Genomic DNA, 23,804 nt, shown 5'->3' with positions numbered 1-23,804 from the left:
AATATAAACGATCAAAATTATCATGTGAGCAACTAAAAACTTTAAAAAGGGGAGTAATACAATGGCCGCTTCCAAAAAACAACTCAAAACATGCAGCAACGGACATCACTTTTATAAAAGCAGTGATTGCCCGACCTGCCCGGTCTGTGAGAGGGAAAATAAAACTGAAAGCGGGTTTCTGTCTCTGCTCTCCGCCCCGGCAAGACGGGCACTGGAACATAACGGAATCACATCATTGGATCAGCTCTCTGCATATAGCGAGAAAGAAATCCTGCAATTCCACGGCATGGGTCCTGCCTCGTTGCCAAAACTTAGAACTGCTCTTTCAGAAATTGGGCTGGCTTTTAAAAACTGATCACTCTATACTTCCTCGCCCTCATCATCAGATCGAAATAATCTGCATGCAATTCCGAATCTCCTGAACTGCTGACGGCTGTCGCCACTCTCTGCGGTAACCGAGACAAGCACATATTAGCTCTGTACCGTCATAATCCTGCCTCTTGCGGTAGTGTACGTGGCCCATGATGCCGTAACGCACCTCGTATTGCTTGTACAGCTCGGCATATTCTGTACTTCCCAGGAAAGCATTGAAATATTCCCATACCGGATGAGGGGTCGGCACTTTAAAATTCGGATGCGTCAGCATATGCGTGACCATAATAACCGGCCTCCCGCGATAGGACTCCAGTTCGCTTTTCATACGATTATAAAAGTACCGGTGAACATCGGGATTATTCATTCCCCAATCCACCCAGTGGCCGTCATGCCACATCCTGCCCATCGCTTGCATTTGATCAAATTGCTCGGTGCTATACTTGCTGTCACCCATTGTATAGTCGTACCAACCTGAGCTCCCAATGACCACCCATCCGTTATCCAGTTCAAAAGGGCGCTCGCACAGATTCCCTTCATACGTCTGAAACTGCTTGTACACCTGCCATGTATCTTTAATCCCGTTAACCTTGCTCCAGTAATCATGGTTGCCTGGAACAAACAATACCGGTATTCCTGCGCGTGCCTTCAGCCACTCCAGAACTGCAAGGCTCCGGTTGACATCGTTGGAGATATCTCCGGCAATAATTAAAGTGTCCAGCTTGCTCTCGTTTGCGACTCCCAGCAGTACTTCTTCTATAGGTGCCTCGCCTGCAAGCTCGTTTATATCGATGTGCAAATCGGATATGACGCCAATGTTCACTATTTTCCCGCCTCCTTCTGCATAAGCTCCCTACTCTGGCCGTCAGCTTCACAACAAGCGAAAAACCACCGCTAAATAGGTTAAAGCCCTACGGTGGTTTCACTTGCAGTCACGTTTAATTAAGCCATAATTTTGCACACATCATTGGTAAAAGCTACCGGGTCTTGCAGCGGCAGACCTTCGATGAGCAACGCCTGGCTGTACAGCAGGTTGGTATATAAGGCCAGCTTCTCCTGATCATTGGCATGGGCGTTTTTCAGGGACTGGTACACATCATGGTTGATGTTGATCTCCAGCACTTTGTCCGCCTTTACTTCCTGACTGTTCGGCATCGCGCTTAGCACCTTCTCCATCTCAATGGTCACTTCACCCTCGGTGGAGAGGCAGACCGGATGGGTTTTCAGGCGCTTGGATGCTTTGACATCCTTTACTTTGCCAGCAAGCAGTTCCTTCATCGCCTCGAACAGCTCTTTATTGGCATCCTGCTCCTTCTCATCCTTCTCATTCTCGTCCGTTTCGATGCCCAGGTCGCCGCTGGATACGGATTTGAATTCCTTCTCCTTATAGGACTGGATCATCTTGATCGCAAACTCGTCAATGTCGTCGGTGAAGTAGAGAATTTCATAGCCTTTGTCCAGTACAAGCTCCGTCTGCGGCAGCTTCTCAATTCGCTCGATGGATTCACCGGAAGCATAGTAAATATACTTCTGGTCCTCAGGCATTCTGGATACATACTCATCCAGGCTGACCAGCTTCTTCTCCTTGGAGGAATAGAACAGCAGCAGGTCTTGCAGCACATCCTTGTTCGCGCCGTAGTCGCTGTAAACGCCATACTTGAGCTGACGGCCAAAGGAATTGTAGAATTTCTCGTAACTTTCTCTCTCATCCTTCAGCAGGCTTTGAAGCTGACTTTTGATTTTGCTCTTGATGTTCTTGGCAATGAGCTTGAGCTGGCGGTCATGCTGCAGCAACTCGCGGGAGATGTTCAGAGACAGATCCTCGGAATCGACCATCCCTTTCACGAAACTGAAATAATCCGGGAGCAAGTCGGCGCATTTGTTCATGATCAGTACGCCATTGGAGTACAGCTCCAGCCCCTTCTCATATTCCTTCGTATAGTAGTCAAACGGCGTATTTTCCGGAATAAACAGGATCGCATTGTAGACGACCGCTCCGTCTGCGCTAATATGGACATGCTTGAGCGGCTTGTCGAAGCCGTAGCGTTTTTCCATATAAAAACTGTGGTAATCTTCGTCGGTCAGCTCACTCTTGTTCTTGCGCCAGATCGGCACCATGCTGTTGACCGTCTGTTCTTCTTCATACTCCTCGAACTCGTTGTCGCTGTCTTCCTTCGGACGCTGGCCTTTGAAATCCATTTTGATCGGATAACGGATGAAATCCGAATATTTCTTGATGATGGCTCTCAGGCGATACTGCTCCAGAAATTCATCGTAGTTGTCATCCTCGGTGTTTTCCTTGATCTTCAGGACGATCTCCGTACCTATGGAGTCTTTCTCCGCCTCAGTAATCGCATACCCGTCCGCACCGGCGGACTCCCACTTGAAGGCTTCGTCGCTGCCAAGCGCCTTGCTGGTTACCGTGACTTGATCCGCAACCATAAATGCCGAGTAGAAGCCTACCCCGAACTGACCGATAATGTTATGCCCGTCCTTCGCCTCGTTCTCCTTCTTGAAGGCGAGCGAGCCGCTCTTGGCGATTACCCCGAGGTTGTTCTCCAGCTCTTCCTTGGTCATCCCGATTCCCGTATCGGACAGCGTCAGCGTACGGCTGTCTTTGTCAGCGGTTACTTTAATATAGTAATCTTCTTTGTTGAAGACGAGCTTGTCATCGCTCAGTGCTTTATAATAAATCTTATCGATGGCATCGCTGGAGTTGGAGATCAGCTCTCTTAAAAAAATCTCCCGCTGCGTGTAAATGGAATTAATCATCATCTCCAAAAGGCGCTTGGATTCAGCCTTGAACTGCTTTTTTGCCATGAATGGGGGGCTCCCTTCGAATTTAAAATGGGCATCAAAAATTAGACTGGATTAATAGTGATATTAGCACTCAGGAAACCCGAGTGCTAACGGCTAATTTTTTTATAACATATCCCAATTTTTAATGTCAAGGTTAAGCCGAAAAAAATGTAAATATTTTGTCCAAAGCGTCTTAATGTGTATGTAGTTGCTGCATCCAATCAATTACCACGATCGGAAGAGCCTTTAACGGGAGCCGCGGCCCAACTGTTATTCATTCAAGTTAGCTAACGCCTCGCCTTGATTGACGATTTTCGTCCAAGTTTCCCCCTGGTCAGCAGATAAATAGATGTCTTTATTGAATGTTGAAAATACGAATTCCTGTTTAACAACGGGATTGATCGCAATGTAAGATGGCGCGTCATCGATTAAATCTGGAACATTTATTTGTTCAAGAGCAGATTCAGAATTCAGCTTGAACATAACGCCCTTTTCCTGATAGCCTCCTGCATATAACTGGCCTTCTGGACTATATGCTACGGCCGTCACCTGAAAGTCGTCTATTTTTTTGAATTGGTTACCATAATCTGTAGACAGATATAACCCTTTTTCCGTCCCTACTGCAACAATCGCATCATCGGTTGGATGGACAGCCAAAGCGCGCGGCTCCTCCGTCAGTCCCTTCATTTCACTTTTGTGCCAACTCTTTGCTTCATCCTGCGTATAGTACAAGCCGACCGTGTCCAACCTTTCATTCGGTTCCGGATTGAAGACATAGATCGTATGGCTCGCATACGAAGCACTTAACAAGTGGAAATCAATCCCTCCATATAAATCAAGGTGCTCCAAGCTTTTCCCTTCATCTGTGCTCTTCACGATACCAAGCGGATTTTTCAAGCTTGAACCCATAGCCGGATGCCCGCTACTGTAAAACCCGCCATCAGTCATTGCGAAACCCATGTAATCATGCTTGCCCCCAGGAGCCTCGCCCCAGCTTCCCTCAGAGAACTTTTTCAACCCGTCATGAGCAGGAATATAAAGTCGTTGACCATCAGATGTATAGCCTAGTCCGTGAATGTGGGTAAGGATAACAGGCTCGCTCTTCTTCCCTTGTGCAGAACATCCGGCCAAAAAAACAGTGATCAGTATAATGAGCAACGGCCATTTCCGTTTAATAGAGCCAAATTTCAATTCAAACATAGGTCTTCTTCAAATCCCTTCTTAGTTTCAACTTTTGCCCTAACATAAAGATAAAACCATAAAACACTCCATGTAGCAAGTGTCTCTATGGTTTTCATCTTCTATGGCAACGCCAACTCTTCTTCCGTTACCCATTTATGGTTTTTCACTTCTTCTCCAGTTGTGGTGGAGGTGAAGTCAACCATATAAACTGTCGTTTGCTTCGCAGAATCAATCTTCGCTGTAGCGCCTTCCATCCCAGGCATATGATCAGCATCCAACACCACTTCATCCCCTGGTTTGAACGGTTCATTCCCTGCACCCTTGATCTCTTCATGAACGACCCACTTATGATCCGTTACCCGCTCGCCGCCGGTGACAGGGGTGTAAGAAACCGTATAAACCGTCGTGTCATAAGCACCAGCAATCGTTGTCTCTGCATCCTCCATGCCACTCATATGCGAATCTGCAATTACTGCTTTGCTTCCAACAGGAAAAGTCGGGCTGGAAGCTTCACGCATTCCTTCAGGAGCCCCGCTTGAACTGGAATGATCCATCCCTGCATGACTGTTCTGCCCTCCACTTTGCGCTCCCTTGTTCGTTTCATTAGGCTCAGCGCTTTTGCTGCTTCCGCAAGCGCTAATCACAAGCAAAGCAGCAAGACTTAGTAACACCAGTGTTTTCTTCATTGCCTTCACTCCTTACCGTATTATCTCTTGACTCCCAAAGTGTCTCCATAATACTGATCCGTCATGCCAAGAGGTCCGCACAATAAATGTACCGCATACTTATGAAGAACTTGTGTAGACCTGATGGGAAATTTTAGGAATCCGAATAGTAAAGGTTGTGCCTTGCTCGCTTTTCACTTGAATCTGTCCGCCATGAGCTGAGATGAGCTGCTTCACTATCGTTAACCCGAGTCCGCTTCCTCCGGTTCTCCGGCTTCGTGATTTATCTGCGCGATAAAACCGCTCAAACACGTTGGGCAAGTCCTCAGAAGGAATCCCACTCCCCGAATCCTCCACAACGATTCGAATCCCAGCCTGCTCTTCGGATGCTGTAATGTTCACTTCACCATGCGCTGGAGTAAATTTGAGTGCATTGCTCAGCAAATTGACCATAACCTGAATCATTCGGCCATGGTCGATAAACACTCGAATAGTCGGATCAACCGTATAATTCAGAAAAACTTGTTTCTCCTGATAAGACGCATCGACCAGATGGACAGCCCGTTCAATAACCTCCGCGAGCGATTCTTCCTTTTGCACTAATTTAAAGCCGGGCGATTCTAATTGGGTTAAATCCTCCAACTCCGCGACCAGCTTAGTCAAGCGCTCAATCTCTTCATAACAGGTGTGAATGCGCGCCGGGGTCGGCTCCCAAATACCGTCTTCCAGCGCCCTCATATGGCTTTTCAGTGTCGCCAACGGCGTTCGCAACTCATGGGCGATATTCTCTGTCATCGTCACGCGAAGTTGCTCCTGATTCTGCAATTGCACCGCCAGTGTATTGAGAGAAGCGCCCAACTCGGCCAATTCATCCTTGCCTGAAAGAGAAACCCGCGCATGCCACTCGCCAACGGTCATCTTCTCCGCCACATGCTTCATATGCACCAGAGGAGTAGAAATTCGCTTCGCTACATAAAAACCAAGTATGATCGCGAGTACAATCGATACCAGACTTGTCCACAGAATCGTCTGCAGCAAAGCGAGTTCCAAATGACCGTTCATCTCAAGCCAGTAATCCATCTTAGATACTTGAGACTGGTACATTATAAAATGGTAGTGTGTTTTAAGAATAAGAATCACACTAGAAATAATAACAATGCCGGCCGCAATGCCAATAATAATGAGGGCGAGTCTCATGTAGAGTCGCCGATTCATATCGCTCCACCTGCGAATCGATATCCGAAACCGTATACCGTTACGAGATAGGATGGCTTCTTCGGATCGCTTTCAATCTTGTATCGGAGATTTTTCACATGCTGATCTATGGTACGCACATCACCTTCGAAATCGTGACCCAAAACGCGTTCAATGAGCTCATCCCTTGAAAAGCTTCGCTGAGGATATTTGGCCAGCAAAAGTAAAATCCTGTACTCGTTCGGCGTCAGATTCACGGGCTCGCCATCACGAAAAACTTGCTGCTTCAACGAATCAATCGTCAGTTCGCCTTGATTAAACGTCAAACGGTCGGCAAGCAGCACATCATCAGTGGAACGCCGCAATATCGTCCGCACCCTGGCTACAAGCTCTCTCGGATCAAATGGCTTTAACAAGTAATCATCCGCTCCTACCGCTAATCCTCTTATACGATTGCTTTGGGAGATTTTGGCAGTGAGCATGAGGATGGGCACAGAATGAATTTGCCGAATAGCCTGACATACTTCCTCGCCTTCCATATCCGGCAACATTAAATCGAGAATTACAAAATCCACCGGCTGGGTTTGCACATACTGGAGCGCTTCACGGCCGGTCTCCACATCTATCGTCCGGAACCCTTCTTTTTGCAAGTAAGATCGGATAACCTCGCGAATATTCACTTCATCATCCACAATTAAGATGGTTTTCATGACATTCCCTGCCGCTCCTTTAAAAAGAGATTATACGACGAATGAAACTATCGCCTTGCCTTGCTTTCCGATCTGTCAAACTTTATTTCACATCATACCCTTGATTTTCAATGGTTTCCTTGATTGTCGCGATCGTCACTTTATTTTCGTCAAAAGCAACAGCAACTATGCCGTCAGCAAGGTTCACTTTCCCTTCCACGCCAACTTCTTTTAGAGCACTTTCAATGGAATTCACACAGTGGCCACAGGACATACCGGCTACGTTCAACGCTAAATTTGTCATATAAGAACCCTCCTGTTTTCTAATTTATTTATACATAGAATACCCCCCTATAGTATTATTGTCAAGTAAAAAAAGAAGACTGCGGTTACAAACCTTGTCACGACCACCGTCTTCATAGCATCCTATTCTTTCTACAAGGCTTCTATTCAGAAGCCCGATTCACTTAAACTTCTTCCAGTCCATGCTGCTATTATTCAACAAATATTCAAAATTGCCTTCAAGCCGCTTTTGCTCTGCTTTTCTGGCTTCTTCAGCCTGTTTGCGATCGTCTTCTCTTTTCTTGACTTCAGCCGCCTTCATTTCGCTCGCCTGTGCCTTTAATTTGTCCAGCACCTCAGAATTAAGCAAATCCTTTAATGTAGCCGGCTTGACCTCTGTCGAAGCGGATGATGGAGCGGGCGCCGCTTTCTTTTTCTTCCCCAATACACTCACCCCTTCTGAATTACTCCTGTCGTGACTGCTTCAATCTAAACGTATGGTACTGTGCAGGTGGAATAATGTCAAATCGTTTCAGTTGTCCGCAGCTTCAGCATATTCGATGAGCCGTCATACGAATTTCAACATTGAACAATGGCGGTCCTTCTATATAAGAAACTAGAAACAGCAATGCGGCAGAGTCTAGAAGATGTGATTTTTTAGCTCATTTGTTTAAAAGATGAAAGTAGCGATATACCTTGTTTAGCTTATTCGCTTGTTTGCCATTTTTATTTTCCATATTGCCAAATTCAAAGAACTTCACTTTTTTGATGCCAACATATTGGAACAAGGCTCGTTTCATTAAAATCTTATGCGCATTGTTTAACCATACTAACGGATAAAAGGCCGGTCCCTTCATACTAGAAATACATACGACAGATTTGCCCTTTAAAAGTCCCTCAGGCAATAATTTGCCATCATCCTTATAGGCAAACCCGGACGCAAACATGCGATCGATATAGCCGAGAAGCATCGCTGGCGGACGTCCCCACCAGATCGGGTAGATGAGCACAATTTGATCTGCCCACAATAGCTGTTGTCTATATTTTTCCAATTCAGGTACACGATGCATATCTCTTCTGCGATTATCCTTATCAAAAAATAATATCGGATTAAATTGTTCTTCATACAAATCAAGCACCTGCACTTCATCAATAGCAGAATTGGCACTGCTGGCCTTGAGCACTTGCTCAAGAAAAGCAAAGCTTAGGCTCTCGTGATTCGGATGTGTATAAATAACAAGCATTTTCATAAAATCGCCTCTTTTGCGTTGAAGAATTAAATAAAGCTTAACAGGCACGTTATTTAGTTGTCAAATGATAATTGTTTTATGATAACTAATTTGCTATCGTGTAGGAAAGAGGTGAGTAGATTGGAAGAGCAACTGGAATATAAAAAACGATTATTTCAAAAGATGATTGGCTTTACATCCGCCGTTCATCAAACAAGCGCAACATTAACAAAAGGTGTCAAATCCGACGAAATTACACCTGTCCAATACAGCATACTGGAGCATATTATGCTCCACCAGCCCGTTACAATTAGCGAAATTAGTGAATGTCAGCATATGTCCATGCCCAATACTAGCCGGGAGCTTCGCAAGCTAAGCGAAAAGGGGCTATGTGAAAAAGTGGAGACTTCGGCTGATCGGCGCAAGCAATATATTCGGTTATCGCCAGAGGGGAAGCGTGTTATGGACGTTTCTTTTCAATTAGTTGAGGAGCGTTTTTTGCAGTTGATTCAATCGATGGAGGCACGAGAGCTAGAGGAGCTTGCGCAGGCCATTGATTTGCTGCAGGCGAAAGTTTTTCGATAATTGAGAATAGCGAAGAGGGGTTATCCGTATGAGTAAAGCCATACTAAAGAAATCGTTAAAGCGTTTATTGATAGCAGCTGCTAGCCTTTTGGCTTTAATCGTGCTGTTTTTTGTCATCGTGTACACCGTTGATGTAGTGAGCAGCAAGTCTGAAGCGAAGAAAATCGAGTCTTATGGTCAATTAGTGCCAGTAGACGGCAAACAGATGAATGTATTGATCGAAGGTAACGGCGACGATACCATTGTATTGATTCCAGGATTTGGGACAGCCGCTCCAGCACTTGATTTTAAGCCGCTTATCGAGCAGCTTTCCCCAACAAACAAAGTTGTTGTGGTTGAGCCGTTTGGTTACGGGTTAAGTGATGAGACGGATAAGGAGCGTACCACAGAAAATATTGCAAGTGAAATTCACGAGGCCCTTCAGCAACTTCATATTAACCGTTATACCCTAATGGGCCATTCGATTGCAGGTATTTATAGCTTGCAGTATGTGAATCAGTATCCGGATGAGATTAAAGCCTTTGTAGGCATAGATACTAGCGTACCTAATCAAGTTGGTTCGGATGATGAAATACCCATCGAATCAATTGGTACTCTTAAGAAAATGGGCATATTCAGGTTGGTTAACAAGCTTCAAGGAGATATTTACGTAGGTCTTCCTTTTGACGAGAAGACAAAAGAGCAGATGGGTTACATTAGCAACAAAAACTTAAACAACGATACAACCCTTAATGAAATGAAACATTTTAATGATAACTTTGAAGCTGCCAAGCAGCAGGTTTTTCCAAAACAATTGCCACTGCTTATCTTTGTACAAAAAAACAATACAGAGCAGTTGGACTGGATTGCCTTGCATGAAGAGCAGATCAAGCAATCTGATCGCGGCAAGCTGGTGTTATTGGATGGCGATCATTACTTGCACCATACCTTGTCCAAGGAAATTGCCGAGGGGTACAAGCAATTTATGCAGGACCAGAACATCAAATAATGATGACAAAAAAACCGTCCATTGGGCGGTTTTTTGCTGTTTAGGTAGGCGGATAACGTACAAATAGGAACCGACGATATTTGGCGTGTCATTGTGGTTTAGAACGAGTGAAGACGCAGCTCATAAAAATATTGAACAGCCGGATGCTTTAGCTTTATTTTTTGGGACATATTTAAAAGCCGCTTTTTCCCGACTCGTCTGTCTACCAGGGCCAATATCGTTAATAAAATATCCTTGCTATCTATACTCTCTTCAATGGGGGTAGACAAAAACCGATTAGCTACAGCTGTGAAATTGGATTTGATTAACGCCGCATGTGCGGCCTGGATTTCCTTTGCGGCTTCTGTTATTTTTCTATCTCTTGCAATGATAGCCAGCCGATCCTCAGGAACCTTCCCGTTCATGCTTAATCGGACTGCCTCGATCTCTTCATGACTGAGTAGAATGTCGATATGAATAAGCGCATTTTTTATTTCCTGCTCCGACTGATACCATTTAATCGGTATCGTTGCGTCATTCAAATTAAGGACGTTTTTTTTATTCACCGTAATATAACAAATGCCTGCTTTATCAGGTAAGTATCGATAGCCGGTTGCCCGGTACTCGACTTTCCCTTGTAATGCAGGGCTAAGAAAGCTCTCCAGTTGCTGCTTTAATTTACTCCAGGACATGACATTCTCCTATTTATAATCAATTGGTACACCTTGCACACACTTGATTCGCCGAGTTCTTGTTTGCAAGCTATTGACACCTTAGTATATATCATATCAAGATTAGAAAATATGTTCTACTACTCCAAGGATCAATAAACCTCCCGTAACGAATACAATTTTCCGGCTTTCGAAATCAAACCGGGAATATGCCTACAGCTTATCGGTTATCACATCGGTTTCGTTAATGAAAGTCGTATTTGACAATCCCTTACAAAGTCGCTTTTGACTACAACCGCGGCTCCAGGTTTCGCTGGATGAATTCGGTTGATGTTAAGGGTACCGTTCTGATCTTTGCTTCCATCTTGACTCAATAAACTCGACACGTACCATTTCGTTATGAGACTATCTTCTGGAATGCCGATTCCCGTCAAACGACGAGCTCGACAAGTTTTTAGACGCGTTAAGCCGCTACGTCAATTACAGATTGTCCGTGGTCATTAGCGAGGTTAGGATATAACGGGCTACCTCACGTTGACAACTGCTAAAAAACAACTTTTTCATCTATGGATAGTTATAAATCTTTCGAAGAATATATATAAACAGAAATAATTGACAATATAATAAGATATCCAACAAAATATGCTATTCCGAAATGTGGTTCTAAATTTAAATTAAATAGATATGTATATTCATTTGCATTAGTTATATCAAATGGCTTATATGTAAAAACGGGAAGTAAGGCATTGGATATCTTATACACACCAGAATCTACTATATTTATATAATCATTAGAGTATCTTGCTGATGAGTAAAAAATATTATATAAATAATAAGCTATTATTGGGAGGCATCCAACCAATGAACTTCTTGATAACATCACCAAAAATACCGCCAATAAACATAAAAGTGTGCTATTCAATCCATGAGTTATTACCGTTAAAAATATATTCCATTCAAAAAAACTTATATTAAAAAACACAGAAATGGAGGAAACTAGAACTGCTAATAATAAGAATAGTAGAGCATTTATCACTACAACGCCTAATAGCTTCGCAGTTAAAAAAGATTTACGACTTACCCCCCCGGTTAGATACATATAATCTGAACTATTGTTAGAGCTTTTATTAAAGTTTAAAGCTATAGAAAAAACAATTACAAATGTAAATATTGATGAAACCATAGCAAAGAAAGAGTTGTAATATCTATTTGTCATTGAGACTGCATTGACATCTCTTTCTGAGACAGAATAATCAAAGAAACCAGATGCTGCTAATGAAATGAAACATGTTGACACTAATACACTAATCAATACTAGGGCTGTTTTGAGAGATAAGTAGGTAATAATAAAAGACCTAGTGATGTTACAAATTCTAATCATCAATCAATGCCTCCTAAATATTTAGATAACCTCTCGGCATTCGCCGAGGCAGATGGGACAGGACTTTCCTTGAACCCTCTCATTGTACTCTTCTACCTACGTAGGAGTTTTTTCATTTTCCCCCATATTGCATTTTGAAAATGTTCAAGGAATTCTTGGAAACTCAAATAAGAAGCACCTTCAGGATGATCTTCCCAGTGTAGGCATGCTCTACAACAGCTTCCATCGGCTTTGCCCGGCAATGGTCAAGAATCTATGATTCACCACTCAACGTAAAAGTTAGAAAAAGCGTTTGGCCCATTTGATGATGCTCTATGCCGATAAGCAAACGGCCTTACCTGCTGATTGCTTGTTCCATTTCTTTCGAACACAGATTACGGCTGTATCCGTAAAGTCGGGGTTGGATCGGGAACATGGGAGCCCTTAGCGTAACTGGCGATGGTACCCCGTTGTCACATCCACATTTCCTCGAAGCAAACCCGCTTGCGATTGCCGTGCCCACGTTATAGCTGATTGCAACCATCATCGTCTTACTCCCAGCCAGAATGCAATTCCGACTTGGACAGTGCCATGAGAAATACTTCAACAGCTACTATCTGTATATCTCAGCAACGGATAGCAAACACGTTTTGCCCTTGTACCAAAGGCTGAGGTCTGCTTCCCGGCACGACGCGGACACTTTGTTCAAGAGCACAGTTAAATTTAAGCAACATTATACCTTGGATACGATCAATAAAATGCTGCTTGCTGCCGCGCATGATGGGAGGGTATTTATTTGCCTCTTGATCACCAAGGCGTTCAGTCCTTCATTTAGATTTCGCCCAACGGGACGGAGTCCAAGTTGAATTGCCGTAAGTGGAGATTCCTGCCTAGTCGCTGCTCTACAGCGAAATACGGTCGCACCTTCTACACAAATACTAAGGGCAGTCTAGGTTCTTTATTAAAAAGATCGACTACAAACTAGAAGGTGGCTGGCATCGTTCGACGAGGATGTGTGTATTGTTCTGCTAGCACATGGACACCTGGTACGTCAGCCCTGAGATCCGCCTCATTCTAAATAAGTAATTCTTCAAAAAATGGCGGAGTCCGTCCATTTTTGAAATTGGTTTTCATCTTTCATGTTTTCCAGCAACAGCGTTTCAGAGACCTCACTTCAACCCTTCAAGGCTGCTCTAATTCCGAGAGATTATTGAGGTCTAATTATCAGATTCGTTTAAACCTCCAACTTTTGTATTATTTAAAAACTCAATATATTTATCATCTATTTTACTTTTTTGTTTTTCTATAGATTCGACCATTACACCTAGAGAAGTAAGTGACTCGATTATCTCTTGCATACTTTTATTCTGGCTGTTTTTAATTATTATTTTTTTACTATCCATATAATGAATACATGGTTTATATGTTGATAACTGTTCAATTGATAGTGAACTATTATTTGAATCGTACCTCACAACAAAATCAGTTCCAGTTACTTTACTTACATCACTAATTTGTCCTATAGTTTTGGAATGATCAAAAAACACCACATCATCACAAATACTTTCTATTTCTTCTGTATTATGGGATGATATAATAAAAGTCTTACCTCTTTCTTTCAGTTCTTTTATGAGGTTGAAGAAATTGTTTCTGGATATAGGATCGAGACCAGTAGTCGGTTCATCATATATCAAAATATCGGGATCATGTATAAGTGATTGAATCAAACCAACCTTTTGGCGCATTCCTTTTGATAAATTTTTAGTCAGTGCTTTGGAAGAATCTGAGATTCCAAACATTTGAAAGTATGTATTAATCCTTTCAATAAATTTTGAATGTGGAACCCTTCTTGTCAACGCAAAGTTTTTTAATGTTTCAGTAACAGTTAGCAATTCAGGAAATACGATATTTTCTGGTAGATATCCTATTCCCATGTTACCTCTATTATCTTTAATTGATTTATTTTGAATGTAGATATTCCCTTCAGTAGGTGATATTAAACCAAGCATTAGTTTCATTGGCTGTTTTACCAGCACCATTTTGTCCTACAAATACCGTAATCTTATTGCTCCTTATATGAAGATTAATATCTTTCACACCAAATTTCCTTTTATTATATCTTTTGGAAACATTAAAAAATTCAATAGCGCTAACTTCAGTTTTCAAAAAGAACCCCCCTAAGAACTTCCTCTTCAAAATTTAATATCTTCAAATAACGATTTGCTGGAATCTCGTTGCTAAACAATTCATTATTCACTGAATAATCAATAACCCCTCCTAAAGAATAGAGTGAATTATATTGATGTGATACAGAAAAAGGAATTATCAGATTATATTTACCGGGGGTTAATTCGACATCCCCAAGTGAACTACTCAGATTTGTTTCTTTAGGAAAATCATATACTCCTTTGGCCAACTGATCTAAAGTTTGGGAACTATTCAAATCTCTGATTTTTGAAATGCTTTCTTTTGTGACAAAAACACTTTTTTGATTGACACCATAGTTATCCAAATTTAGGTTGAAGGTCTTTAATGTCAATGTTTCTTTTACGTCTATACCCAATATAATCCCTACAGTGCTAATTAGTTCTAATTGCTTAAGAATAGGAGTTATTGAAGTAACTGACAAGTATTCAATAACATTTTCTTTTTCACTGTAACCGACAAATGAGAAACTTCCCACATCAAACAAATAAGGTTTATCATTATTGAATATTTTTATTTCTAACTTTGCGTCTGACATTATTTCATTGCTTGGTGGAATGCTAAATATTAATTTTCTTGTATACACCTTTTGTTTACCAACGATTTTAAAGGTCGCTTCACCTATACTGACTAGCTCCGCATATATCCTCCTATTGGAGGATGGAGAAAACAAATTAACTTCTTCATAGTTGTTTTTTTCACTGAATTTGGAATTTGGTGCGTTTTCAAAAAGAGTAAATTCAACTAACGGATCCTCACTATTAGGATAATAGGTGATAAGATGATCAAATGGAAAAATCGTTGGTTGAAAATTAATTTTATTATTTTGAGATTTATAAATAGACAATAATAGGAGTGCCAAGGAAAATAAAAATATAGTCAGAAAAACGTATCTTATCTTCATAAAAATCTCACTTCTTTCGGCTAATCTTTCTGAATATAATCAGTGACATAGAGCCATCTATAATATCGAATAGAAATATTATAGATGGCTCTAACTTTTTCTTACAATAATCACAAGTCAATGATTATCTTAATTGCTCGTTATTGTATTATTATAGGGGAACTATATCAGTGTAGTAAGCCTCGTAAGATGGTTCAAATAGGTCAAATCCACCAGAGTCAGTAGCAACCCATCCTACGTAAAAAGTTGCGGTACCATGAATGTATTTAGAAAATATTTGATAAGCCGCAATAAATTTATGTCTTCCTGGAATCGCTGGAGTAAATCTATCTATTATAGTCACTTTAGATGATGAGCTCCAGCTTGAAGAAGCACTTATCTCTGCACCTAAACCGTTACTACTACTAGTAATTTTTCCCCCTACGCTACCGGCAGATTGATAGTACCACTCCCTTGAAACTGATCTATCCATATTGTACACACTATTATTATAGTTGGAGTGGGTAACCAAAACCCCCGAATCCATAATGATACCGTAGTGGGTGCCATTGACAGTTACATCCCATCCGTAGAACTTTGCAGCATTTACTGAAACGTCGGTATCATCCGAATTTTCAGCATCAACCGAAACTTCGATATCATCGGATTTTTCAACATCAACCGAAACTTCAGTATTATTTAGACTTTCAGCATTAGCCGAACCAACTAAAGTTAACATCAACGCCACCACAAGTAATGTCAAGGAAAATGCATTATAAAATAATTTAACTTTCACTTTCACTTTATCACTCCTAGTTAATTTATATTGAATGCTGGCCATCAATTCAAACATTGTAACCCTTCTTTTTTACATAAAATTAAAAATTTATTTGTTTCCAATTGGCAATTAGTTTGATAATAAATGAATGTTATTTCCAAACCTATACTAACTATAACTAAAAATACCCAATATTGTAAACCGTGAAAATTGATTTTTATTGTCGAATTATATTGAAAAATGTCTAATTTTTTTTGATTATTTCTATGGATTTAAATGAAAGGGGGAGTTCGTATCCCTATACATGAATCCACGTCAACTCTGAATTACGAAGACACCACCTCTTAAAACATAAAAAGCACCTAAATCTTTGGTAATATGGTGTTTGCCTAGGGCTTGTATGCAACCTATCGAAATAGCCAAAAACCTAGTAAACTTAGCTTATGAAAGACAATACGAGACGACCTCTTTGACACCTTACTATATTGAATCAAGATGGCTGGAAATGCTGCGAAAATCTGGACTGCCCAGAAGCAGGACTAGGGGAATCAAGGAAAATGGTTTACAGGGAGTGAGCGTTGACTTCCTGTTGACTTCGACATTTTCCAGCATAACGCAAAAAAGTACATCGCCACATGAGCAATATACTTCGATTTACAACTTGTATAACGACTTAAGCCTTCTCTTCGTCGTCGGTAGCTGTCGGATTCTCTTCATAGCTAATCCACTCTCTCCAATTTCCCTTCCTTGAAGTTACCCTTATCGTTCAGTCTGTACTTCCAGAAGCGGTTGATTGCGCCCGGAATATGTCAGGTTGTTGTTGATTGCTTCTGTTTCCCCACGATAGCTACAGGCTCATGCAAATCGATGAGCGTCAACTCGCAAATGCCTAGCCTGTTTCTCCGGGCCAAGAAAACGGAAGGCTTGAAACCCCGAACGCTGAACGACCACGAAAGTCACTACCGCTATCTGCAACGCTGGTTGATCGAAAAGTATTCGACGCTCAAGCTGGAGGAACTGACCGAATTGAGCCTTCGCAAGTATCCCTCGGCAGGCTCACAGACAAAAGAACAAGCGGGTATTCGTGGGATGATGTTCCCGTACGAGCGATTCCAGCATCTCCTGACCGAGCCAGAAAAGGACGAGCAAGACGGGCAGGATGAGCGGAAGAACGCAAGTTGGCGGTTGCCGGATTTGCCGGAAGCTTAACACACTTGTTCCCGACGCTTCAACAAGAGGCGGCGGAGAAGTTAGACGAATTGCTCACAACAGCAGCCGAAGCCGCAGCAAACGTGACGAAGGCACAGTAGCTTGTGGCTGAATCTGTTTCAGTGTCAGGGGTACGGCAGGGTGCGGTCAAATTTAAATACCCAAGAGGACAACACAAGCCAAAAAACATGCCAAAACAGGGATAGTCACTTTCAGGCTTTCCCAACGTACCCCAACAGCAACAAAAGCGATGCCTTGCAGGGGGAGTGGCTGAATAATAATCCAAGAGCAAGCAAGAGAAGCCAAGCGAGTACCCATGCTTGTGGCTGAATCTATGCTTGCTCTTGCTGTTCCTGCGTTTGCTTCCGGCGGTGGTCGGGTTCCGGGAGGGATTTTGCCCGGTACGGCTCCCGGTCGTGATGGTTTGCGCGATGGAACGGTTCTGGTTCTACCACGTCCACTCCCCTATGCCAATGCCACTAAACCCGTGGATACTGGGAACGCAAAGGAAAGCCAAGCGAATTGTTCCCAAAGGTGATCGTCCACTTGCTCCGCACGAAAGGTTGCGCCACGCCTATTTGTGGATGGAGGGAAGCAAGGCGCACGATACCCTTCAACAACAACCTGACCCGGCCGCCTCATTGTGCTGACTCCGAGTTTCTTGCAACTGCTCTCGCCGACTTCTTCTTTGCAAGCTGTTGACAGAAAAGCCAAAGAGGGCCGCAACAGCCTGCCCAACGGCAACCTGTCACAACCCCTAAACCCGCGTCCGACACGGCCTCTCGGTTCTTACTCTTCCCCCGTCGCAACCGGATTCCCCTCGTAACTAATCCAATCACTCCAGCTTCTTATCCCTCCACGAGCCCCTATGCTCAGTGGGTTCCAACGCCAAAAAGTAGGGGTTCCGATCAGCGCGGCGGGAATGCCTCGGAGGACATGCCAACGTCCATGTGCAACGACCTCCCTTGGCTACGTTTGGGAGGACTTTTGGAGCAAGAAACCCGTGGAGGACGGGGCTGGCGGAACAGTACAGTTTGAGCCGGGGCAAGTCATCCACCTATGGCTGGGTTAAGCCGAACGAAACGCCAACAAAAGGCCAAGTGAAGCAAGGTAGCACCCGGAGGGGTGAATGGGCTGCAACACTGAGTCTGTAAAATAGATTGTGTAAACTCCAAAACCGATTAAAATGGAAGATAACAGAAACCTGTCACAACCCCCAAACCCGCGTCCGGCGTGGCCTATCGCTTCTCACTCTTCCCCCGTCGCCACCGGATTCTCCTCGTAGCTAATCCAATCACTCCAGCTTCCCACATACAGCTTCACATGACTATAACCTGCTTCCGTTAGCGCAAGCACATTCGGACATGCGGTAACGCCCGCGCCGCAGTAGACGATAATTTCGCAATCTGCCGGGATGGCTTTGAACCGCTCCCGCTGCTCGACCGCGCCGAGAAACAGGCCGTCCGGCGAGCCGTCTTCCCAGTAATGATTAATCGCTCCCGGAATATGCCCGGCCTTCAAATACTTCGAGGTATCCTCACCTGTATAACGGTTGTGTATTCGCGAGTCGATAAGCACACTGTCCGCTTTCCCCATTGCAGCCTTAACGTCGCTAATCGTCGCCTGCAGCCGCTCATTCCAACGGGGAACAAACTGCTTGGCCTCAGGCCGGGAAGACACTGACGTTACAGGGTATCCATTCGCGAGCCAGCCTGAATATCCATCATTGAGCAGCCTGACCCGTTCATGTCCCGCATATTTCAGCATCCACCAGAGACGGGATGCAATGCTGCCGCCCTGATCATCGTACACAATGACCTGAGTATGACTGTCAATGCCGGCACGGCCCAGCTTCTCCGCAAAAAGATCGGGATGAGGCAGCGGATGACCGCCGCCGTGCTCCTGCTTGGGGCCGGACAGGTCCTCATTCAGATCGAAGAAAACTGCGCCGGGAATATGGCCTCGCTCATAGGCCGCATAGCCGGCAGACGGCTCTCCCAGCACGAATCGGACATCTGCAAACACCGTATGCGGATCATGGAGGCGATGAACCGCCTCGGATGAATGGATCAAATTAGTCATTGGCGCTCCCTCCAATCGGCAGAATAAGCTCCGTAATGTAGTTGTTGCTGTCTGCTGTACTCCACGGGTCAATAATGTAGCGCTCGTACGAAGCGCCCTGCAGCTCTATCCCCTGCTGCTCGGCCCATTCCTGAATTCTGTCGTAGCTGTCCGCTAGGGTCAGGTAGTCACCCTTATGCACAAGGCTGACGGCATCGAATCCGCCCACCTCCGTCGTCAAAGCCTCGTTCGTCTCATCCTCAATAACGGCGGTATAGCAGTCCACGCCCGTAAAGGTATGGTTCTTGCGCTGTTGAAAATCCTCAAAACAAAGCATGAACGGCCCGTATGCAAAAATATTATTGCGGCTGCACAGTTCAACCAGAAGATTGCTGTAAAGCACCTCGATGTCCGCAGATTGACTATGCTCAATTTCGTAGCGGAACTTCAAGCTGCGGTACTTGGGAAATCGGGTCAGCGTGACCTTATTCTCATTTACCGACTTGGTAAGCAAAGTCTCCCCCTGCTCCAGCAGCCGCTGCCATTCCTTAATGGCAAAATGCTTCTTCTGCAGCACGACCATTTGCTTCTCGACAATGAGCAGTTCCTTGGCCATATAGTCTTCCAATACCCCAAAGGTCGGCCGCTCCAGCATTTCTTTAATATCTTCCAGCTTGAAGCCAAGCTGTTTGTAATATTTAATAAGCGGGATTCTGCGTATCCCTTCTATTGAATAGTAGCGATAGTTTGTTTCAGGCGAGATTTTCCCCGGCTTGAGCAGGCCGATATCATCATAGTATCGCAGCGTCCGAATGGGGATATTGCACAGCTTCGAAACCTCGCCAATCGTATGCCATTCCACGCTCCAGCCTCCTTTATCTCTCAACAAAACTCCGTCCTATAACAGTCCCTTGATCGCTTCCTTCATGATCAGCAGCTCGGGATTAACAAGTCGCTCCCGCTTATTCTCCCGATTGAAGCCCACCTCAAGCTCTTCCTTGAGCACACCCGGTCTGGAGGACAGCACGTAGATACGGTCAGACAGCAGAATCGCCTCTTCAATATCGTGGGTAATAAAAAGGATCGTAATACCGAGCGCCTTCTGCATCTCCAGCAGCCAGGTCTGCATATTCGACTTGGTGATGGAATCAAGCGCTCCGAACGGTTCGTCCAGCAGCATGATTTCACCTGATGCCAGGAACGTCCGCAGGAAGCTTGCACGCTGCTTCATTCCCCCCGACAGCTCGCTCGGATATTTTCGTTCATAGCCTCTAAGCCCGATTCGATCAATCAGGGCTTCCGCCTTCGCTCGCGAAGCCTTCTTGTCCTGCCCCTTCAGGTCCAGCGCAAGCACAATATTGTCGAGTACCGTCTTCCATGGCAACAGCAGGTCCTTCTGCTGCATGTACCCGATTTGTCCGTTGACATGAACAGTCCCCTCATCCGCCGGAACCAAACCGCTAATAATATTAAAAAGCGTGCTCTTCCCGGAGCCGCTCGGGCCCAGGATAGACACGAACTCGCCTTTGCCCACATGCAAAGCAATGTCCTTCAAGATTTCGGAAGCACCGTACGATTTGCTGATCCGATCCAAACGTATCAAGGCGTCACATTCGCGTGCAGCCGAATTGGCCTTCCCGGCCAGCGTTCTATCCTGCATGGTAACCTCCGCTACTTCCAGTGGGTTGTTTTTTTGGCGATCATGTTGATCACATATATAAAGGCCACACTTATAATAACAATAACCAGAATTGCCCCGAATACTTTATCCAGCGCATAGGCATTTTTGGCTCGCACCATATAGACGCCAATGCCCTTGGTGCCTCCCTGCCACTCCCCGATAATCGCAGCCATGATCATATAAGTAGCAGCGATCTTGAGACCGGAGAAGAAATTGACGAGCGCGTAAGGGAGCTTCAAATGGATAAAGGTTTGCAGCTTCGATGCTTTATAGGTACGGAACAGATTCAAGTAATCCTTGTCCACCTTTTCAAAACCGTCAACCAGACTGATGCATATCGGGAAAAAACATACCATGATGATAATGAGCACCTTAGGCAGAAGGCCAAAGTCAAACCATACAATGAACAGCGGCGTCAGGGCGATAGTCGGTATGGTCTGCGAAACAATCAGGATCGGGTATAACGATTTCTTCACGATCGGGAAGCTGTCCATCATAACGCCCAGCACGAACGCAAGCAATATCGACAGTGTAAAACCGATAATGGATTCATAAAGGGTCATCCCGACATGTCCTGCAATCGTCCCGAAATCGCTGATGAGCGCATTCACCGTGTCCAGCGGAGAAGGCAGAATATAGAGAGGTATTCCACCCAAGGTTACCACCATCTGCCAAAGCACAATAGCCAACAGCAGGGTCGCAATCGGATACAGCCTCTGGTCCATCCTCTTGCTTTTGTTCATAAGAGTCACGTCCTTAATCGCCCAGCATTCTGTTCAGACTTCTTAAAGTAATAACCAAAAAACACTCTATTCATATTGAATTATTTATAAATTAACAATAACCCGATGTGCTGTCAACGGTCGGATGTGCAAACCGCTATCCAACGTGGAGCAATCTTCTTTCCAAGAAATCAAGAAAATTCTTGCCTGCTTCCTCACTAAACCACTTCGCATGTCCAATCAGGAACGTATCATAAGCCAGATCAGCATTAGCAAGAGAGCCTACGATGCCGATAAAATAGTCGATTTCCGACAGCGCAAATTCCACATGCACAAGCGGAAGCATGGCAACCAGCGCGGCCGACTCGCCGCTGCTCAAGGGGCGAACCGATTCATAGCCCTCAAGCAGCGCTGCGGCTTGCTCAGGATGCGTAATGTCCTGCCTGCGGCTATCATCCATCGCCAGCCATTCAATCGTATTGCGCTCAAGGGCAGTAGCCAAATCATAGACGGCATTTGTTCGATCCGACAGACCAAAATCCATAATTGTCTCCACCCAAGCAAGGTCATTGCCCAGATCGGCCGGATTGCTCCATAGCAAGTTGGAAGCGTGCCAGTCGTTATGTGTCCATAAGGGCTTCAGTTCCTTGAGCCATGGCGCCAACCGCTTATGGAGCGGCATAAGCACCGACTCCAGGTCTTCCTTCCAGGACCGGGTATTCATATAGTCAGAAAGTGCCTTCCGCTCCGCGATGTAGGAAGACATCGCTGCATAAGGGTCGGCTGATCCAAAGATAGAGAAGCTTGACACCAGCATTCGCGGCGGCCTTGGCGGAGCCGTGTAGCTTTCGGCAGCCAGATGCATGCGCGCCAGCGATTCCCCGGCAGCATGAGCATGGGCAACAGACAGAAAGGGACTCCAGGAAACCGCATCCCTGTATAGATCGAAACCCTGGGCCAGCCGGTGAATCTCATATGTCCATTCATCCAGTTCAAAGGCCGTATGCCCGCCAGCGCCGACAATAATATTACTGACAGGAATGCCTTGGCTATGCAGATGAGCAATTAAATGATGCTCCTCCATCAGCCCTTCCGCATCCCGCACAGATTGGTGATGCCGCTTGATGAACAACCGCCCTGCGGTCGTTTCGGCAATCGTGGCGCTGGAGAATGGCCGTGGACTGTGCCAGACCAGTTCCAGTGCTTCACCCAGCTGCGGATACATGACAAGCAGGCGATTGGCTTCCTCCAACTGAATCGGCGCCCAGTCTGGCCGAACAAGCGTTGTGCCCATGCCATGCGCCTGTACCTCGCCAATGCTGCCGCTCATGCTTGTTCCCTCTGCGGCAAATAGTCATTCGTATACGCGCTGTTCCAGCCGTCACGGTTTTGCAAAATGCCGTGATCGGCCAGCCAATGCGCGTAAGGGGCCATCAATTCTTCTCTTTGCACACCCCATTGGCCTTCATGGAGCCAAGTGGCGGCAATGAGCGGCAGCGACCGCTCTACCAGACGAGCCGGGAAGAAGGGGATAATGCGCTCATAGATCGGGGCTGCCTTAAGCGGTTCCGCGGCCAAGGCTTGAAAACCTTTGGCTGTTGCGGCAAGAAATGCTCGGACAGTCTCGGGATCACGTCGCGCCGCCTCTTCCTGTGTTCCCAGCAAATAGCTATGGTACGGCGGCGCGCCAATTTCATCGACCGGCCAGACAATACGCTCCTCATCCGGCACGGCTGTGTCCATCAGAATCTCCCATGCCCAGTAGCTGCCGAAGGTAGCATCTGCCTCGCCGGCAGCAATCGCATCCGGAGTCAATTCCCGGGAACCCGCATCCACGATAATGATATCGTCGGGATTCCCGCCATCTGCGCTCACCAGTTGGCGGATCATGGCAAGGCCACGCGGCGTCGGATTCATGGCTACCCGCTTGCCGGCGAGATCGGCAGGCCGTCTGATGCCTGTGCTGCGTACGGTCTGGACCGTCTCCATCCCCCGATGGTTAATGGCTGCCACGCCAATGACGACGGGCAGCTTTTCGCGCTGCACCAGCAGGCGGTTGCTCGGGAAAATACCGAAATCCGCCTCGCCTTTGGCCAGATAAGCCAGCGTATCTCCGCGGCCGGGATCATACACGGTAAACTCCACATCAAGGCCCGCTTCCCGGTACCAGCCTTGTTCGCGAGCATAATAGAAACCGGCGGCATTGGTCCATGGATAGAAGTATTCAAGCATGACTTTCACATTTTTCATACGTCAACATCCTTTTCTGT

Annotated in this window: 25 protein-coding genes and 1 pseudogene; 5 read left to right on the top strand and 21 right to left on the bottom strand. The window is 45.2% G+C overall.

Translation table 11 applies throughout. From position 1 onward, the window contains the following. The first annotated feature begins 61 nt into the window (after window positions 1-61). Window positions 62-355 carry an RNA polymerase alpha subunit C-terminal domain-containing protein gene (locus JFN88_RS15270; RefSeq protein WP_199020137.1) on the top strand — a complete coding sequence of 98 codons (294 nt, stop codon included), beginning with the start codon at window positions 62-64 and terminating at the stop codon, window positions 353-355. 27 nt (window positions 356-382) lie between these two features. On the opposite strand, the gene JFN88_RS15265 is transcribed toward JFN88_RS15270, so the two are convergent. The 9 genes from JFN88_RS15265 to JFN88_RS15225 all read right to left on the bottom strand — a co-directional run bounded on the left by JFN88_RS15265 (window position 383) and on the right by JFN88_RS15225 (window position 8,433). Beyond that, on the bottom strand, window positions 383-1,195 hold the full coding sequence (locus JFN88_RS15265) for a metallophosphoesterase (protein WP_199020136.1): 813 nt from the start codon (window positions 1,193-1,195) through the stop codon (window positions 383-385). A gap of 119 nt (window positions 1,196-1,314) precedes the next feature. Beyond that, window positions 1,315-3,192 carry a molecular chaperone HtpG gene (htpG, locus tag JFN88_RS15260; protein ID WP_199020135.1) on the bottom strand — a complete coding sequence of 626 codons (1,878 nt, stop codon included), beginning with the start codon at window positions 3,190-3,192 and terminating at the stop codon, window positions 1,315-1,317. A 249-nt stretch (window positions 3,193-3,441) separates the two neighbouring features. Further along, complete coding sequence (locus JFN88_RS15255; protein ID WP_199020134.1) at window positions 3,442-4,371, bottom strand: F510_1955 family glycosylhydrolase; 930 nt, start codon at window positions 4,369-4,371, stop codon at window positions 3,442-3,444. A 101-nt stretch (window positions 4,372-4,472) separates the two neighbouring features. After that, on the bottom strand, window positions 4,473-5,048 hold the full coding sequence (locus tag JFN88_RS15250) for a YdhK family protein (RefSeq protein WP_332908488.1): 576 nt from the start codon (window positions 5,046-5,048) through the stop codon (window positions 4,473-4,475). A 90-nt stretch (window positions 5,049-5,138) separates the two neighbouring features. Then, on the bottom strand, window positions 5,139-6,233 hold the full coding sequence (locus JFN88_RS15245) for a HAMP domain-containing sensor histidine kinase (protein ID WP_199020132.1): 1,095 nt from the start codon (window positions 6,231-6,233) through the stop codon (window positions 5,139-5,141). After that, on the bottom strand, window positions 6,230-6,922 hold the full coding sequence (locus JFN88_RS15240; protein ID WP_199020131.1) for a response regulator transcription factor: 693 nt from the start codon (window positions 6,920-6,922) through the stop codon (window positions 6,230-6,232). The genes JFN88_RS15245 and JFN88_RS15240 overlap by 4 nt, the downstream gene beginning before the upstream one ends. An 82-nt stretch (window positions 6,923-7,004) precedes the next feature. Further along, complete coding sequence (locus JFN88_RS15235) at window positions 7,005-7,205, bottom strand: cation transporter (protein ID WP_199020130.1); 201 nt, start codon at window positions 7,203-7,205, stop codon at window positions 7,005-7,007. 159 nt (window positions 7,206-7,364) lie between these two features. Further along, on the bottom strand, window positions 7,365-7,628 hold the full coding sequence (locus JFN88_RS15230) for a YqkE family protein (RefSeq protein WP_199020129.1): 264 nt from the start codon (window positions 7,626-7,628) through the stop codon (window positions 7,365-7,367). Window positions 7,629-7,845: 217 nt separating this feature from the next. Beyond that, window positions 7,846-8,433, bottom strand: coding sequence for an NAD(P)H-dependent oxidoreductase (locus tag JFN88_RS15225; RefSeq protein ID WP_199020128.1), 588 nt, complete (start codon window positions 8,431-8,433; stop codon window positions 7,846-7,848). A gap of 120 nt (window positions 8,434-8,553) precedes the next feature. On the opposite strand from JFN88_RS15225, the gene JFN88_RS15220 reads away from it, so the two are divergent. Both JFN88_RS15220 and JFN88_RS15215 read left to right on the top strand, forming a co-directional pair. Next, a complete protein-coding gene (locus JFN88_RS15220; RefSeq protein WP_332908487.1) occupies window positions 8,554-8,997 on the top strand; it encodes a MarR family winged helix-turn-helix transcriptional regulator in 444 nt (147 codons plus the stop codon). A 28-nt stretch (window positions 8,998-9,025) separates the two neighbouring features. Next, window positions 9,026-9,985: an alpha/beta fold hydrolase gene (locus tag JFN88_RS15215; protein ID WP_199020126.1), complete on the top strand. Its 960-nt coding sequence runs from the start codon at window positions 9,026-9,028 to the stop codon at window positions 9,983-9,985. Between the two features lie 98 nt (window positions 9,986-10,083). On the opposite strand, the gene JFN88_RS15210 is transcribed toward JFN88_RS15215, so the two are convergent. Next, a complete protein-coding gene (locus JFN88_RS15210) occupies window positions 10,084-10,656 on the bottom strand; it encodes an SF0329 family protein (RefSeq protein WP_199020125.1) in 573 nt (190 codons plus the stop codon). 385 nt (window positions 10,657-11,041) lie between these two features. Here JFN88_RS15210 and JFN88_RS24605 point away from each other — a divergent pair. Further along, window positions 11,042-11,155 (top strand): annotated as a pseudogene (locus JFN88_RS24605) (Lrp/AsnC family transcriptional regulator); the annotation flags it as partial. 54 nt (window positions 11,156-11,209) lie between these two features. On the opposite strand, the gene JFN88_RS15205 reads toward JFN88_RS24605, so the two are convergent. From JFN88_RS15205 to JFN88_RS15185, 5 genes are all read right to left on the bottom strand, one after another. Continuing rightward, a complete protein-coding gene (locus JFN88_RS15205) occupies window positions 11,210-12,019 on the bottom strand; it encodes a hypothetical protein (RefSeq protein WP_199020124.1) in 810 nt (269 codons plus the stop codon). Between the two features lie 1,193 nt (window positions 12,020-13,212). After that, window positions 13,213-14,013 (bottom strand): ABC transporter ATP-binding protein, encoded by an 801-nt coding sequence (locus JFN88_RS15200; RefSeq protein ID WP_199020123.1) that lies wholly within the window; start codon window positions 14,011-14,013, stop codon window positions 13,213-13,215. Continuing rightward, complete coding sequence (locus tag JFN88_RS15195; RefSeq protein WP_199020122.1) at window positions 13,979-14,161, bottom strand: hypothetical protein; 183 nt, start codon at window positions 14,159-14,161, stop codon at window positions 13,979-13,981. The genes JFN88_RS15200 and JFN88_RS15195 overlap by 35 nt, the downstream gene beginning before the upstream one ends. After that, the gene (locus tag JFN88_RS15190) at window positions 14,151-15,104 is read right to left on the bottom strand and encodes a hypothetical protein (RefSeq protein WP_199020121.1); all 954 of its coding nucleotides are present in this window, start codon (window positions 15,102-15,104) and stop codon (window positions 14,151-14,153) included. Before JFN88_RS15190 ends, JFN88_RS15195 begins: the two co-directional genes overlap by 11 nt. Window positions 15,105-15,255: 151 nt before the next feature. After that, window positions 15,256-15,936: a hypothetical protein gene (locus tag JFN88_RS15185; protein ID WP_199020120.1), complete on the bottom strand. Its 681-nt coding sequence runs from the start codon at window positions 15,934-15,936 to the stop codon at window positions 15,256-15,258. Window positions 15,937-16,785: 849 nt separating this feature from the next. Here JFN88_RS15185 and JFN88_RS15180 point away from each other — a divergent pair. After that, entirely contained in the window at window positions 16,786-17,070 is a 285-nt protein-coding gene (locus JFN88_RS15180) for a hypothetical protein (protein ID WP_199020119.1), read from the top strand. 1,248 nt (window positions 17,071-18,318) lie between these two features. Here JFN88_RS15180 and JFN88_RS15175 read toward each other — a convergent pair. From JFN88_RS15175 to JFN88_RS15150, 6 genes are all read right to left on the bottom strand, one after another. Further along, complete coding sequence (locus tag JFN88_RS15175; protein WP_199020118.1) at window positions 18,319-19,152, bottom strand: sulfurtransferase; 834 nt, start codon at window positions 19,150-19,152, stop codon at window positions 18,319-18,321. Then, window positions 19,145-19,993 (bottom strand): MerR family transcriptional regulator, encoded by an 849-nt coding sequence (locus JFN88_RS15170; RefSeq protein ID WP_199020117.1) that lies wholly within the window; start codon window positions 19,991-19,993, stop codon window positions 19,145-19,147. The genes JFN88_RS15175 and JFN88_RS15170 overlap by 8 nt, the downstream gene beginning before the upstream one ends. A gap of 36 nt (window positions 19,994-20,029) precedes the next feature. Further along, window positions 20,030-20,791 (bottom strand): ABC transporter ATP-binding protein, encoded by a 762-nt coding sequence (locus JFN88_RS15165; protein WP_199020116.1) that lies wholly within the window; start codon window positions 20,789-20,791, stop codon window positions 20,030-20,032. An 11-nt stretch (window positions 20,792-20,802) separates the two neighbouring features. Further along, a complete protein-coding gene (locus JFN88_RS15160) occupies window positions 20,803-21,555 on the bottom strand; it encodes an ABC transporter permease (RefSeq protein ID WP_199020115.1) in 753 nt (250 codons plus the stop codon). A gap of 136 nt (window positions 21,556-21,691) precedes the next feature. Then, window positions 21,692-22,864 (bottom strand): phosphotransferase enzyme family protein, encoded by a 1,173-nt coding sequence (locus tag JFN88_RS15155; RefSeq protein ID WP_199020114.1) that lies wholly within the window; start codon window positions 22,862-22,864, stop codon window positions 21,692-21,694. Next, window positions 22,861-23,784, bottom strand: coding sequence for an ABC transporter substrate-binding protein (locus JFN88_RS15150; RefSeq protein WP_199020113.1), 924 nt, complete (start codon window positions 23,782-23,784; stop codon window positions 22,861-22,863). Before JFN88_RS15150 ends, JFN88_RS15155 begins: the two co-directional genes overlap by 4 nt. Window positions 23,785-23,804: the final 20 nt, after the last annotated feature.

The organism is Paenibacillus roseus, from assembly GCF_016424485.1.
Classification (GTDB): Bacteria; Bacillota; Bacilli; order Paenibacillales; family Paenibacillaceae; genus Paenibacillus_D; species Paenibacillus_D roseus.
Note: the sequence above shows the minus strand (reverse complement) of the source record. Positions and strands in the feature narration are given on the sequence as shown.